Source organism: Pseudomonas sp. A1230, from assembly GCF_044218825.1.
GTDB classification, from domain to species: Bacteria; Pseudomonadota; Gammaproteobacteria; order Pseudomonadales; family Pseudomonadaceae; genus Aquipseudomonas; species Aquipseudomonas iridis.
In genome coordinates, this window is the sequence record NZ_CP162582.1 from 3,793,215 (window position 1) to 3,808,244 (window position 15,030).

Genomic DNA, 15,030 nt, shown 5'->3' on the forward strand with positions numbered 1-15,030 from the left:
ATACGATACACCTGCGGTTGAGAAACAGTAAGGGTGACCTGAGGCCGCACACCCCTAGGGACTTATGGCCGCAGGCCGGTAATCAGGTGCACCACCCCATCCTCAAGGGGCATGACGCCCGCGACACCGGCCTCGTTCAATGCCTGACGGTCCATGCGTGATACGTCACGCAACACCACCCGCACCCGGGTCAGCGCCACCGGTTGCTGCGCTTTGAGGTTATCCCCACCACCCAACGCCGCAACGATATCTGCGCTTAACCCCTCGTCAGGTTCGGCCGATATTGTCGGCTCGTCCGGTACCAGATCCGGGGTCAGGGCTTTCCAGAACGCCTGCTGCAATTTATCGAACATGTCAGTTCTCCAGAACCGGTGAAATATCGACCGTTGCCTCGTGATACAGACGCAGTGCTTCGCGTACTTCCTCAGCGCTTTCCAGACTCTGTACCTGTTCGGCGATGGCCTTGCAGTCGAGCAGATCCACCTCCCGCACTGCCGCTTTGATCGCCGGAATCTGCGGCACGCTGACCGACAACTCATCCACGCCGAGCCCCAGCAACAGCGGCACGGCCAGACGTTCCGAGGCCATCGCGCCACAGACGCCGACCCATTTGCCATGGGCGTGCGCGCCTTTGACGGTCATGGCAATCAGGCGCAACACCGAGGGATGAAAACTATCGGCCTGACTGGCCAGGCGAGGATGATCGCGATCCATCGCCAGGGTGTATTGAGTCAGATCGTTGGTGCCGATCGAGAAGAAATCCACGTAGGGCGCGAACACATCGGCCATCAGTGCCGCCGCCGGCACTTCGATCATGATCCCCAGTTTCGGCCGTTCGACCAGGTTCAGTGCCTGCGCTTCCTCCTCCAGCATTTGCCGGGCCAGATGCAGCTCCGAGATTTGCGTGACCATCGGCAACATGATGTGCAGGCGCGTCAGACCGACACTGCCAAGGATCGCCCGAAATTGCTCGCGCAACAGTTGCGGGCGCTCCAGACACAGACGAATCCCGCGCAGTCCGAGGAACGGGTTGGTTTCTCTGTCCATCGGCACGTAGGCCAATGGCTTGTCGCCGCCGACATCGAGGGTGCGTACCACCAGATTGTGCGACGGCCCCACGGCCTGGGCGATGGCGCTGTAGGTCGACACTTGTTCGTCGAAAGTGGGCGCATGGTTGCGATCCAGATAAAGAAACTCCGAGCGCAAAAGCCCGACGCCTGCACCGCCCAGGCCCATCGCCTGCTCGGTTTCACTCAGGGAGGAGACGTTGGCTGTGACTTCGATGTAATGCCCGTCGCGGGTGCAGGCGGCCAGCGTCGCCTGTGCGTGGTCGTGTTGATGGCGCAGACGCTGTAGCTCGCGTCGGGCTTGTAATTGCTCGATGGCGAGCGGGTCGGGATTGAGTTGCAGTTCGCCCCTGTCGGCATCGAGCAGCACCGTGCTGCCGTTCGCCAACGCCAGCACCTGCGCCGGCACCCCGCAAATCGCCGGCAGGGCAAAGGCCCGCGCAAGAATGGCGACATGGCTGGTGGCGCCACCACCGACCGTGACGATGCCAAGCACCTTTGTCACATCGAGCCCCGCCGTCTGTGACGGCGTCAGTTGATTGGCGATCAGGATCGTCCCGTGCGGCAATGTCAGGACCGGGTCGTGCAGGCCGAGAATCAACTTGAGGACTCGCAAGCAGACGTCCGCCAGGTCTGCCGCACGTTCAACCAGCAACGGACTGGCCGACTGCCGAAACAGCGTCGCGGTCGACTCGGTTGCAGTGCGCCAGGCAAACGCTGCGCTTTTGCCCTCGGCAATCAACGCTTGGGCCTGATCGAGCAGGCTCGGGTCATCGAGCAGTTCCTGATGAGCCTTGAAGATTTCCTCCTGAGCGCTGCCTCCCGCCGTGTCGCGCAAGTGCTGCAACGCCATTTGCGCCTCGATCAGCGCGTTCGTCAGCGCCTCCTGTTCCGTTTTCGCCCCGGCGCCGGACTCTTTTATGTCGAGGCTTGGCTCGGTGATCTGCATGACCTGGCCCAATGCCGAACCGGGCGATGCACAGACTCCACGCAGAACCGTCAGCACCTCAGGTTCGACGCTCTCGCAAGGCTCCGTCACAGGCAACGTTGTGACCGATTCCCCGCACCCTTCGGCGAGCAACCGCGAGAGTGTGCTGATTGCTGCTTGCGCGTCTTCGCCCACGGCGCTCACTTGCACGCTGTCATCCAAAGCGGTCTGCAACGCCATGATTGCCACCAGTGACTTGGCGTTGGCTTCGGCCTGCTGTTTGTGCAGATAAATCTTTGCCGAAAAAACCTTCGCCGCTTGCGCGAACACCGCCGCCGGACGCGCATGCAGACCGTTGGGATTGGGCAGTTTCAGCACATTTGAGAAAATCACTTCGCCTGTTGGCGCGACCTGTTCTTCACGGATGGCATGCGCACTGGTGAGACTCAGCAGAGGTTGGCCCGTTTCGACCAGCCCCGTCTGCGCGGCCGTCCAGGTAAATGGCTCACCGCTGACCACCAGCATCAGGGTCATCAGGCTGCGCGCGTGCAGGGCGATGTAATCGGCATCGAACTTGATCAGCGTTTCGCCAGCCGCCACTCGCTGACCTTCTTCAACCAGGCGGGTGAAGCCCTGACCGCCAAGATTCACCGTATCCAGACCGATGTGCAGCAACACCTGAACGCCACGGTCATCGGTGATGCTCACGGCATGACCGCTTGCCTGCACGTTGCTGATCACCCCGGCCAGCGGAGCGCACAAGGCTGATGAAGTCGGGTCGATGCACAGGCCGTCGCCGATCACGCGATTAGCAAACACCGGGTCGGGCACTTGATCCATTGGGATCAGCACGCCGGACAAAGGCGCCAGCAGTTGCAATTGTTGAGGTGTGGCCATGATGTCACCTGCGGTTTTGTTCTTGGAAGTACCCGTGGAGCGCGCCGCCCCACCAGCATCGCTTATTTCCACCAGTATTCGACCTGCAATCCAACGTTCGCACCGTGGCGAGCGGTACCGAAAGCGCCGGTATCGGACAGCGCCGACCCTTGGGCCAATTCGTTGGCCGCGCGTTTGGCTGCCTCGTTCCAACTGGCATAGGTGTAGTACAAACGCACCTCGGGGCGCGCCCAGAATTCCGGGCCCTTGGGTGACCATGTCGGCGCAACGGTGAACTTGCTCAATTTGCGCGTGCCGCCCGGTGCATCGACTTGATCATGGCCCAGTTCGGTGACCAGTTTGAATTGTTCGGTAAGCGCATAGGTCGGACGCACGCCCAGCGACAGCCAGTTCTGGTCAGCACCGTCAGGGCGAATGTCTTTTTGATAAACCGCCTCGATTTGCCCGCCAAAACGCGGCGTCAGTTGCCAGTCGAAAAACTCGACAATCCGATAACTTTTACTGCTGTCGTCCAGTTTGACGTTACCGGTATAGCCCAGCCCGGTGCCGGGCCCTTCGCCGTACTGGAAGGCCAGTTTGTTTTTGCCACCGAGAAAGTCCTTCTGCACATGCTGCGTGGTGATCGCCCAGCCCCGGTGCGCATCGCGGCTGTCGGGTTTGTCGATGTAGCTCAAGCCAAACTCAAGCTCGCCGCCGGGATTGGTAGCGAACCCGGCGACGTTGAAGTCGTGCCGGTTGATGTAGTCCTTTTGATAGAGGTTGTCCTTGCGCGAAAAGGCGTAGCTGTATTTCAGATCGCCGATCAGCACGTCTTCGATCCCGCCACCGGTAGCGCTCTGGTTCCAGTAGTAGAAATCGGAAATGTGGATGTCATTACGTTTGTAGTAACGGCGACCGGCCCAGAGCGAACCGCCATTGAGCGCGGGCATGTTCGACCACTGTGCATAGGCCTGCGGCAGACGCACCGAGCCGTTGTCTTCATTGAACGTGAGGCTTTGGTTGTAGCGGTTGTACAGCGAGACCATGCCATCGACGCTGAGTACCGAGCCATCGTCGAGGGTGTACAAATCCTGGCGCAACTCAAGCTCGCCGTACTGCTCGCATTCGTTGCCCAAGCGGTATTTGGTCTGCGCCCCCGGCAACTGGAAACACGATTGGCTTCCGCCCTTGGTCGCGTTGCCAACGCCACTGCGCAAGTAACCACCGAACTCCAGCGCCGATGATGTCTGTGGTAAAGCGAGGCATAAACCTGCGACTGCAAGGCTGCGATTAATTGTTGTTTTCATAAGCCACCCCATTATTTTTATTGTGTGTTTCCATGAATTCGGCGCGCAAAACTCCCCCGCGCAGTGCTCTGCGTGCTTTTTGAAATCTTGTTTTTTAGTTAGGAATCAGGGATCAATCAGGTGCAGGACGAACGATTCATACGGGCGCAAACTCACCTGTCGATTACGTGGCGGACAGTCCGGATAATTGCTGACAAGCAACCGCTGGTTCAGCGTCTCGTCGATCTCTATTGGCAGTTCGATTTCACACGGTGTGGCATAGAAGTTGTTTACGATCAGCAGGCGCTCGCCGGTGCCTTCTCTCAGATAAGCCCAGACCTGCTTGTGTTCAGGCAACAACTGTCGATAGATGCCCAGCGAAATCAGCGCCTCTGTGCGCCGCAACGCGATCAGAAGACGGTAGTGATGAAGGACCGAATCAGGATCATCAAGCTGTTGGGCGACGTTGATCCGGGCGGCATTGGCCGGTAACCCGATCCACGGTTCGACGTGGCTGAAACCGGCATTCGGTTCCGCGTTCCAGTGCATCGGCGTACGCCCGTTGTCACGGGACTTCTGCATGATCGCCGCCATGTTGTCGATGTCGCTGGTGCCTGCTTCACGCTTGAGCCGAAAGATGTTCAGCGTCTCGACATCCCGGTACTGATCGATACGCTCGAAACCCGGATTGGTCATGCCCAGTTCTTCGCCCTGGTACACAAACGGCGTGCCCTGCAAAAAGTGCAGCGCCGTACCGAGCATTTTCGCCGAGAGCTCACGATATTCGCCGTCATGACCGAACCGCGAGACCACCCGAGGCTGATCGTGGTTACACCAGAACAGCGCATTCCAGCCACCACCGGCCTGCATGCCGGTCTGCCAGTCGGACAGAATCTGCTTGAGCTGGAGGAAATCGAAATCGGCGCGAACCCACTTTTCCAGGTTTGGATAATCGACTTTCAGATGATGAAAGTTGAAGGTCATCGACAACTCTTGCGACTGCGGATTGGAATAACGAATGCAGTGTTCGAGGCTGGTGGATGACATCTCCCCGACGTTGATCAGGTCGTGGCCGGCGAAGACTTCACGGTGCATCTGCTGCAAGTACTCATGGACGTTCGGCCCGTCGGTGTAAAAGCGTCGGCCGTCGCTGTTGTCCTCGGCAAAATCCGCAGGCTTGGAGATCAGATTGATCACGTCCAGCCGGAAACCACCCACGCCCTTGTCCCGCCAGAAGCGCATCATTTTGAAGACTTCGGCGCGTACCTTGGGGTTGTCCCAATTCAGGTCAGCCTGGGTGTGGTCGAACAGGTGCAGATAGTACTGACCGGTCTGGGCCTCGTACTCCCAGGCCGAACCGCCAAACTTGGACTGCCAATTGTTCGGCTGATCGCGCCATATATAAAAGTCGCGGTAGGGATTATCGAGGCTGCTGCGCGCCTGCTGAAACCATACATGTTCGATCGAGGTGTGGTTGACCACAATGTCGAGCATCAACTTGATCCCGCGCTTGCCCGCCTCGGCGATCAGCAACTCGCAGTCGGCCATGCTGCCGTAACTGGGATCAATCGCGTAGTAGTCGCTGATGTCATAGCCGTTGTCACGTTGCGGCGAGCGCAGGAATGGCGTGATCCACAAGCAATCGACACCCAGCCATTGCAGGTAATCGAGCTTGGCCACAACGCCGAGCAAATCACCTGTCGGGTTGCCGGCATGGCTGTGAAAACTCTTCGGGTAGATCTGGTAGATAACCGAACGCTGCCAGTCTTGCATGGCACATTTCCCTCTTGATTTTAAAACCGGCAAACCCTGTGCCCCCTGTAGGAGTTGCCGAAGGCTGCGATCTGTTGACTTTGGCTTTTCAAAAAACAACATCAAAAGATCGCAGTCTGCGGGTCGATATCAGGCAACCCGATAGCCGGGGCGGACAATCTTCATGCTCAGCGCACAGGTCAAAACAAACGGCACAACCATGGCGATGATCATGCCGATCACGAACATCGGAATGAACTGCGGAATGATCGAGATAAACCCGGGCAAGCCGCCGACGCCGATGGCCGAGGCTTGAATCTTGTTAATCGACAGGAAGATGCAGCCCAGCGCCGAGCCGGTCAGCGCGGCATAGAACGGAAATTTGTAACGCAGATTGACCCCGAACATGGCGGGTTCAGTGATACCGAAATACGCGGAAATCGCTGAGGTCGAGGCCATGCTTTTGTCGCGTGCATTGCGCGTCATGTAGAACACCGCCAACGCCGCGCTGCCTTGAGCGAGGTTGGACATGACGATCATCGGCCAGATGAACGTGCCGCCCTGGGTCGAGATCAGTTGCAGATCGACTGCGAGGAACATGTGGTGCATTCCGGTGATCACCAGAGGCGCATAGAGCAGTCCGAAAATCGCCCCACCGACCATCGGCGCCAGGTCGAACAGCATGACCACGCCCTCGGTGATGTAGATACCGATGTGACGGGTTACAGGCCCGATCACCGCCAACGCCAGAACTCCCGTGACGACAATCGTGGTGATGGGCACCACCAGCAATTGCACTGCGTTGGGCACGCGTGCCCGCAACCATTTTTCGATGACACTCATCACGTAAGCGGCCAGCAGTATCGGCAGGATCTGCCCCTGATAACCGACTTTCTCAACCTGGAACAATCCGAGGATGTCGAAGTACGGCATCTGCTGACCGTCCAGACCGGCCACCGCCTTGCCATAGTTCCAGGCGTTGAGCAGATCCGGATGAACCAGCATCAGGCCGAGTACGATGCCGAGAATCTCACTGCCGCCAAAACGCTTGGCCGCCGACCATCCCACCAATGCCGGCAAGAACACGAACGCGGTGTTGGCCATGAGGTTGATCAGGCTCCACAGTCCCTCGAGTTTGGGGTAGGCATCCAGCAGGGTCTGACCTTCGATAAACATGCCTTTGGCGCCGATCAGGTTGTTGATACCCATCAGCAAACCGGCAACGATCAGCGCGGGCAGGATCGGCATGAACACGTCGGAAAATACCCGCACCAGACGCTGCATGGCGTTGATCTTCTCGGCGCTTTTCTGTTTGACGTCGGCGATGGTCGACGCGGCGAGGCCGGTCTGGCGGCGCAATTCGGCGTAGACCTTTTCCACGTCGCCCGGGCCGATCACCACCTGATACAGACCGCCGGTGAAGAACGAGCCTTTGACCAGATCGATCTGGTTGAGCGTGGCGCTGTTGACCAAGGCTGGATTCTTCAACGCCAGGCGCAGGCGCGTGACGCAGTGCGCGGCCTGTTCGATGTTCTCGCGACCGCCAAGGCTTTGCAGCAGCGCTCGGGCGATGTTCGGATAGTCATGGCTCATGCTAGTTCTTCCGCTGTGGATTGTTGTTATTGGCAGCACGTGGGAACGAAAAGTACTCGTCTGTACGAGTTATTGCAACAACTCGTACAGACGAGTTTGTTTTTGTATATTTTTGCCAGACCAGCAGAGAATTTTCCTACCTCAGCCTAAGGTGATTTCCAATCCCCACATGGACAAAGCCCTACCCTGCCCTTAAGGTTCGAAGCTTTGAGCACAGCCGGCATCGAGCCCCTCTCATGAGCAAATACAACCAGATCTACAGCGATCTGCTGGCGAGTATCACCACTGAACGTCTGCAACGTGGCGCTCGCCTGCCCTCCGAAACCGAGCTGATGGACAGCTATCAGGCCAGCCGCGGCACCGTGCGCAAAGCCATCGAGCAACTTCAGGAGCGCGGTTTCGCGCAGAAAGTCCATGGCAAGGGCACCTTCGTCCTGTCGACCAACCCGATCGAATTTCAGCTCGGTGGCATCGTCAGTTTTCAGGAGACCTACCCACGCCTGGGCGACGACGTCAGTACCGCAGTGGTCGAGCTGGCGCAGATTCCCCTCGAAGGCGCATTGCTCGAACACATCGATGCGCAGCCCGGCAGCCTGATTACCCGGGTCAAACGGGTGCGGCGCATTGATGGCAAACGGGTGATCCTCGACATCAACCATTTTGTCACCGAGGTCATTCCCGGCCTGTCCCTCGATATCGCCGAGCAATCAATCTACGCCTACATCGAACAGACCCTGCAGCTCCAGATCGCCTACGCGCAGCGCACCATCGAAGCCCGCCCGTGCAGCAAGGATGACCTGTCGCACCTGGACCTCGACGGCCAGAGCCACGTGATCGTCGTCAGCAACCAGACATTCCTTCAGGACGGCCGCCAGTTCGAATACACCGAATCCCGGCACACCCTGGACAAGTTCTACTTCTCCGACGTGGCGCGGCGCTGACCCTCGACACGTTTGCAGACACCCTGTGCGGTAGGTATCTAATGCACGCCGCCGTAGCGATTCGGCCATGCTCGACCTTCATTTCTCAAGGATCGAGAGCACATGAAATCGTCCCCACAGCGCCGTCTGCCGAATGCGGCAGACAAAGCGTCACTCAAGGCCATCGCCACCACCGTCGTGCAGCTTTGCCCCAGCCTTTACGACGAGGCCCATCAAGTCGCCAGCGAGTTGCTGGTGCGCAAGGGCCTTACCGAGATCGACCCGGATCAGGTTTATTTCCATCGTTTCAACCTGGCGCAAAGCAGCACGCAGTCGTTTACCGGCTGGGAGCACACCGGCGAAAAGCCCTACGAATCGCTGACCCTCACCCAATTGGTGGTGCATCGCTTTCGCGCCACCGATCAGGACAATGCCGACTTGCTGGACCTCTACGGCGGCTTCTACAAGGACGGGCCGCAGGCCGAGACGTTCGACCACACCAATGAAGTGCGCCTGCATGGCAACGAAGTGCTCAACGACTTCTGGACCATTGATCTGAGCTCGCGCTACCAGCAAAAGCTGAACAGCTTCTGGAGCGCCCACGCGCAAGATTTCCGCACGTTGGCCAAGTGCAACTTTCTCAGTCAGGCGGTGCAGGCACTTGAGCTCGAGCAACTGAGCGGCAGCGATTTCCAATGGATCGTCGATGCGGTCATCGGCCCCGTTACCTGGCCGGTGACACTGGCCATGTTGCAATCGAGCCACACTACGACCAGTGATGTGCGCGCGTTCGATATCGCCGGGCATGTCGCCATCAATCTGCTGCGCATCGTGGCTACCGACGGCCGGCAGATCCTGTATCTGCCGGGCGCAGCGCAGGCTTTTGTGGTCATGCAGACCCCGGCGGACATGCACTGGTGGGTGCTCGAACAGATGAACGAGGCAACCCGGCGACAGGCGCTGCTGAGCCACTTTGCACTGGCGGATCGGCAGCAGATCACCGAGGGTCTCACCGAGTTGATGAACCAGTTGGTCGGCACCTGGGGCCGCGCCGACCATCACCTGATCAACCAGCACAATCGCGCGATCAGCGGTGATGCGATGCGCTGGCTCGGTGAAGCGACCCGCGCCGCGATGTTCGCCGAGGCCAGCCTGTCCCTGACCTCCAACAGCGAACTGAGCAAGAAACTCTGGATCGGCTACCTGAGCGCGGGCCTCAAGGTATTCGGCCCCATGGCTGCGGTCGGCTGGCCGATTGCCTTGCCGGTGATTGGCGCCAGCCTTGCCAGCATGGGCCTGAATATCGATCAGGCGGTCAATGGCAAAAGCGCCAGTGAACGCAAGGCCGGGGTGCTCGGTGCGGTGCTCAGTGGCATTGACGCGCTATTCAACGTCGCGTTTCTCAAAGACTCAGGCTCAACGCTGGAGGTCGGCGTTGAGGTGGACGCAGCAGAAGCCGAACAGATGGCCGAGTTCAGCGAAGCGACTGCGGCCCAGACGCCGGCGGATCCGCTTGCGCCTGAAGCGCCTAGCGAAGCGGCCGAGGACGCCGAAACGCTAAATCCGGTCGCCGAGTTAACGTGGCCGGGCCCGGTTGACCGTGCGACCCCGCCGCCGATTGCGCAGAGGTACGTGTGCAACGAACTGCTCGAAGGGCTGACTGCGCAAAGTGAGCCCGGACAGTTTCAAGGGATCTTTCGCCTTGATCGTGATCCACCGTTCGCCATCCTGCTCAACAACAAGCCGTACTACGTGCGCTTTTTCGGCGATGCCAGCGAGGGCGGCTACTGGGCGATTGTCGATCCGGATCGTCCCAACCAGTTCGTGCATTCGTTGCCGGTGCGCCTGAACCCCCAAGGCGAGTGGGAGCGGATGCAGGCGCTGGGTCTTCGGGGCGGTGGCCAGTGCGCGGGCAAACAGTGCACGCCGCCTATCGAACTCAACACCCTTGAGTCGACTGAATCCACCGAGGCCGAAACGCTACCGCCGACAGAACCACAGTCGCCGATACCGCGCGCGGTGCGCATCGTGCCCTCGGCTTACGATATCGATCCGACGGTGCGCCGCTCGATCAAGGCCTGGGCGCTGAACCTCAACGAAACCCATGTCGAACTGACGCCCACCGCCGACGGCACTTTCGGCATGGAGGACCCCTTCGAGCGCCATGCGCTGGCCAAGCGGCAGTCGCTGCAAGTCGCCGCGAGAAAGTTCTTCAACGATCTGCCGTGGATCACGTCGCCGCCGCGCCCGCCCATTGCCTTTGATGAGCAGACATCCATAGCCGAACTGCTCGACCGTATCTTTGAGTCGGCGCCCGGGCTGGTCGTGGGCGAGACCCTGGACCGCATCACCAGCATGCGCTTCATGATCGAAAACATGCCGGCGCTCGCCCGCCATGCCAAAACCCTTTATATGCGCGGTGTGCTCAGTGACTTCGCACAGGTGGACCTGAACCGCTACTTCACCAGCGGCGCCATGTCGGCGGACCTGCGCACCTATCTGACCAGTCTGGGCACCGACCCGGCGGGACGCTTCAATGCACTGGAACTGGTCAGGGTCGCCAGGGAAAACGGCGTGCGGGTACAGGGCATCGATTGCGCGGCGAGCTACAAGATGAATTCGCCGGCCGCGCCCTACGACGAGCAAATGATCGGCACGTATCTGGCCAGTGACATCATGACCGGCGACACCTACATCAACAGTCCTCGAAAATGGATGGTGCTGACCGGCGCGCAGAACACCAACACCTTCAGAGGCCTGGACGGTCTCGCCGAAATCAAGGGCGGCATCGGTTTGCGCATCGAAGAAGCGGCAATAGGCCAACCCACAGTGGTCGATGTCGATCCGGGCCTGGAAGTGCGTCGCGAGGCGTTTTCCGCTGAAGCCGGAGCGTCGGTCAATCATGACGTGATTCGCACTGACCTGCGCCTGAGAATGCCGGCAGAACCGGTGAACTGGAATGAGGACACGCTGGACAACCTGCTGCATCGACGCGGCATGTTCATGTTCATCAAGAACGACGACAGCTGGACCGTGCTGCACCGCAGCAAGCGAGGCATGCTGATGCGCACACCCGTGACGCAACTGCCTGATGGCGGCGTTTCCCTGCACCGCCCTGGCTGGCCAAAGGTCAACGACATCCGCTTCGCCAACATCAAGGAACTGTCCCAACGCCTGACCGCAATGGGCCTGTCGCTGCAAAGTCGCCTGCCCGACTGACACCTGCTCCAGACAGACAAAACCCCTGACGCGAGCCAGGGGTTTTGCTATTTCCACGCCAGCCTCCACGCACCATGGGCGATGGGCAATACATAGTTAGTGCCTGCGCCCTCAACCAATCGTTCATGCTCGATCTTCGTTTTCCCCATGGATGGAGAAGTGCATGAACGCACCCGAACGCCGCCAGCTGCCCAACGCGGCAGACAAGGCCAGTCTCAAGGCAATCGCCACAACCCTCGTGCTGGTATGTCCAGGCCTTGAGGACGCAGCCCGAGCCGTCGCCACGCAGTTACTGGCCGATAAAGGTCTGTCGGGCGCCAATCCGGACCGGATTTACTTCCATCGATTCAGGACCGCGCAGAGCAGCGCCCTGACCTTCACCGGCTGGGAACACCCGCAGGAAAAACCGTACGAGTCGTTGACCCTCACGCAACTGGTGATCCAGCGTTTTCGCGCCACCGATCAGGACAACGCAGACCTGCTGGCGCTCTACTGCGGTTTCTACTCCGACGGGCCGGAGGCCGAAAGCTTTGATCAGAGCAATGAAGTGCGATTGCTGGGCAGTGATGTGTTGAATGAATTCTGGAGCATCGATTTCAGCACGCGCTACACCGGGGAGCTGACGACGTTCTGGCAGGCCTCGGCGGACGACTTCCGCACCTTGGCCAAGTGCAATTTTCTCGCCCTGGCGGTGCAGGCACTCAAGCAAGGCCACCTTGACGGGACAGATTTCCAACGCGTGATTGACGCGGTGACTGGCCCCATCACCTGGCCCGTCACCCTGCAAATGCTGCAGGCAAGCCAAGCGGCCAGCGGCGAAGTACGTGCATTGGAAATTGACGGACACGTCGCCATCAATGCGCTGCGCCTGATGCAGGACAGTGGCCGGCAGATCCTCTATCTGCCCGGCGAAGCCCGAGCCTTGCGGGTCATGGAGGACGACGCGGATCTGCATTGGTGGGTGCTCGAACAGATGAACACCGAGGGCAAGCGCAAGGCCTTCCTAAACCGGTTCCCGCTGGCCGATCGCAACGCGATGAACGAAAAGCTGACCGATCTGATGAACCGTCTGGTGAGCACTTGGGGACGCAGCGATCATCGGCTGGTCAATGGCAGCAGTGTCACCATCAGCGCTGACCCGTTCACCTGGCTAACCGATTCGACACGCAACGCCATGTTTGCCGAGGCCCGTCTGGCGCTGACCTCCAACAGCGATCTGCGCAAAAAACTGTGGATGGGTTACTTGAGCGCGGGTCTGAAGGTCTTCGGCCCGATGGCCGCCGTGGGTTGGCCGTTGGCACTACCGGTGATTGGCGCCGGGATCGCCAACATGAGCCTGAACATCGACCTGGCAGTCAACGGCAGGACTCCCGCCGAGCGCAGGGTCGGCACCCTGGGCGCGGTGCTCGACGGTATCGAGGCGCTGCTCAACGTTCCGTTCCTCAGCGGCTCCGGCGCGCTGCTGGAAGTGGGCCCGCAGGTTGAATTTGCCGAGGCCGAGGAAATGGCCGGGTTGATCGAGTTCACCGCGGCGAACGAGCCGTTACTGCCAGCGCTCGATGCGCCGCAGACCGTAGCCGAAGCCGAGGCGGGTGAGACGGCAACCGGACTGTCGGATGAGGCCACAACCCCTTCGCCCACTCCCGAGGTGCTCGCCCCCGCTGCACCGCCATCGTCTTCGGCGCTGAAAATCCCTGTCCGGTATCAGTGTGATGCCGTGCTTGAACACCTTCACGCCGAAACCGAACCGGGGAAGTTCCAGGGCATTTACCGCCTCGACTCGGAGCCGGCGTATGCCATCAGCCTCGATGGCAAACCGTACTACGTGCGTTACTTCACCGCCTCCGAGGACAGTGGCAACTGGGCAATCGTCGACCCGGAGCGGCCCAGCCAGTTCGCCTACTCCTTGCCGGTTCGCTTGAGTGCCGACGGCACCTGGAAGCGCATGCCGGCGCTGCGTCTCAAAGGCGGCGGGCAATGCCTCGGTACCTGTGGCCCCGGCAAGAGCTCGTCGATCCCCTCACTGGAACCAACGCCAGACGAATCGTTGGTCCTGCCACCCGCAACGATTTCCCGCCCGCTGCGCCGCGTGCGTACGCTCTACGACGTGTACGGTTCGGACATGCTCAACCTGAGAAAATGGGCAATGAACCTGCCCGACGATTCAGCCGAAGCAGCTGCCGGCGCCGCCGGCAATGGAACGGTCGACCACGTGTATGCCACCCATTTCAGCCACCGACGCACACAGCTTCTGAGTGAAGCCAAGGAGTTTTACGCCGAGCTGGACTGGAACAACCTGCCGGTACGGCCGAAACAGCCTGCAATCACCCGCGCCATGCCAACCGGCGAACTGATTGACGGCATTTTTGAACACGCCGAAGGCCTGGCCGTTGGCGAAACCCTCGATCGCATCACCAGCATGCGCTTCATGATCGAAAACATGCCCGCGCTTGCCCGACATGCCAAGACGCTCTATGTACGTGGCCTGCTCAACGATTTCGCTCAGGTTGATCTGAACAACTTCTACACCAGCGGGCAGATGTCCGAAGATTTACGCCTTTACCTGACCAGCCTCGGGACCGATCCGAACGAGAGGTTCAACATGCTCGAGCTGGTCAGGACGGCCCAGGTCAATGGCATCCGGGTGCAAGGGATCGATTGCGCGGCCAGCTACAAAATGAACGTGTCCCTCACCTCGATTGAAGAGCAAATGATGCACACCAGCCTGATGTCGCAAATCATGTGGGGGGATGATGTGCTCAACGGTCCGGGCAAATGGATCGCACTGATCGATGCCCAGAACACCAATAACTTCAGGAACCTGCCCGGCATCAGCGAACTGCGGGGCGGCATCGGTTTGCGGATAGAAGAGGCCTTGCCGTCAGAGGAGGTTGGCGTGGACATCGACCCCGGCATCAAAGTCGCTCGCGGCCCCTTCGACAATGGCGCAAGCACACGCGACTCGTTCGACTATCTCTACGCCGACCTGCGCCTGCAAATCGAAGCACCCCCCGTGACCTGGACCGAGGAAACGCTGGATCGGCTGCTGCACCGCAATGGCATGTACCTGCTGGAAAAAACCCAGAACAATTACACCCTCATACGCCGCAATAGCTCGGGCAACCTTGTCCGAACCCCGGTGAATCAGACAGTGGACGGCCAGGTGTATGTCTGGGTCCAGGCCATGCCGCGGATCAGTGGCGTATTGTTTCCTGATGTCGCCGCACTCTCCCAGCGCCTGACGGAAATAGGGCTGAAACTGCAAAGCCGCCTGCCCCTCTGAACGTTTTCGCGCACCTGAAACGAAAAACCCCCGGCCGAGGCCAGGGGTTTTCAGTCACTTGATGCAGGCATTCAAGTGCAGCGGGATCATTCCCACTCTATTGTAA

General features: G+C 59.7%; 8 protein-coding genes. 3 read left to right on the forward strand and 5 right to left on the reverse strand.

What is annotated here, in order from left to right:
- Positions 1 to 62: 62 nt before the first annotated feature.
- The 5 genes from AB4P97_RS17725 to treP all read right to left on the reverse strand — a co-directional run bounded on the left by AB4P97_RS17725 (position 63) and on the right by treP (position 7,502).
- Positions 63 to 353: a PTS glucose transporter subunit IIB gene (locus AB4P97_RS17725; protein ID WP_395601421.1), complete on the reverse strand. Its 291-nt coding sequence runs from the start codon at positions 351 to 353 to the stop codon at positions 63 to 65.
- A 1-nt stretch (position 354) separates the two neighbouring features.
- Complete coding sequence (gene ptsP / locus AB4P97_RS17730; protein WP_395601422.1) at positions 355 to 2,892, reverse strand: phosphoenolpyruvate--protein phosphotransferase; 2,538 nt, start codon at positions 2,890 to 2,892, stop codon at positions 355 to 357.
- A 62-nt stretch (positions 2,893 to 2,954) separates the two neighbouring features.
- On the reverse strand, positions 2,955 to 4,178 hold the full coding sequence (locus AB4P97_RS17735) for a maltoporin (RefSeq protein WP_395601423.1): 1,224 nt from the start codon (positions 4,176 to 4,178) through the stop codon (positions 2,955 to 2,957).
- 105 nt (positions 4,179 to 4,283) lie between these two features.
- Positions 4,284 to 5,930: an alpha,alpha-phosphotrehalase gene (gene treC / locus AB4P97_RS17740; RefSeq protein WP_042560904.1), complete on the reverse strand. Its 1,647-nt coding sequence runs from the start codon at positions 5,928 to 5,930 to the stop codon at positions 4,284 to 4,286.
- 129 nt (positions 5,931 to 6,059) lie between these two features.
- A complete protein-coding gene (gene treP, locus AB4P97_RS17745) occupies positions 6,060 to 7,502 on the reverse strand; it encodes a PTS system trehalose-specific EIIBC component (protein WP_115147752.1) in 1,443 nt (480 codons plus the stop codon).
- Positions 7,503 to 7,738: 236 nt separating this feature from the next.
- Between treP and treR the strand changes: the two genes are divergently transcribed.
- From treR to AB4P97_RS17760, 3 genes are all read left to right on the forward strand, one after another.
- Complete coding sequence (treR, locus tag AB4P97_RS17750; protein ID WP_042560906.1) at positions 7,739 to 8,443, forward strand: trehalose operon repressor; 705 nt, start codon at positions 7,739 to 7,741, stop codon at positions 8,441 to 8,443.
- Between the two features lie 102 nt (positions 8,444 to 8,545).
- On the forward strand, positions 8,546 to 11,641 hold the full coding sequence (locus AB4P97_RS17755; protein ID WP_395601424.1) for a membrane-targeted effector domain-containing toxin: 3,096 nt from the start codon (positions 8,546 to 8,548) through the stop codon (positions 11,639 to 11,641).
- 163 nt (positions 11,642 to 11,804) lie between these two features.
- The gene (locus tag AB4P97_RS17760; RefSeq protein WP_042560908.1) at positions 11,805 to 14,924 is read left to right on the forward strand and encodes a membrane-targeted effector domain-containing toxin; all 3,120 of its coding nucleotides are present in this window, start codon (positions 11,805 to 11,807) and stop codon (positions 14,922 to 14,924) included.
- Positions 14,925 to 15,030: the final 106 nt, after the last annotated feature.

Bases quoted from the DNA above. Each gene is read 5' to 3' on its own strand.
- treR (WP_042560906.1), top strand. From the start codon at position 7,739: ATGAGCAAATACAACCAGATCTACAGCGATCTGCTGGCGAGTATCACC.
- AB4P97_RS17735 (WP_395601423.1), bottom strand. From the start codon at position 4,178: ATGAAAACAACAATTAATCGCAGCCTTGCAGTCGCAGGTTTATGCCTC.
- AB4P97_RS17725 (WP_395601421.1), bottom strand. From the start codon at position 353: ATGTTCGATAAATTGCAGCAGGCGTTCTGGAAAGCCCTGACCCCGGAT.
- AB4P97_RS17760 (WP_042560908.1), top strand. From the start codon at position 11,805: ATGAACGCACCCGAACGCCGCCAGCTGCCCAACGCGGCAGACAAGGCC.
- treC (WP_042560904.1), bottom strand. From the start codon at position 5,930: ATGCAAGACTGGCAGCGTTCGGTTATCTACCAGATCTACCCGAAGAGT.
- ptsP (WP_395601422.1), bottom strand. From the start codon at position 2,892: ATGGCCACACCTCAACAATTGCAACTGCTGGCGCCTTTGTCCGGCGTG.
- treP (WP_115147752.1), bottom strand. From the start codon at position 7,502: ATGAGCCATGACTATCCGAACATCGCCCGAGCGCTGCTGCAAAGCCTT.
- AB4P97_RS17755 (WP_395601424.1), top strand. From the start codon at position 8,546: ATGAAATCGTCCCCACAGCGCCGTCTGCCGAATGCGGCAGACAAAGCG.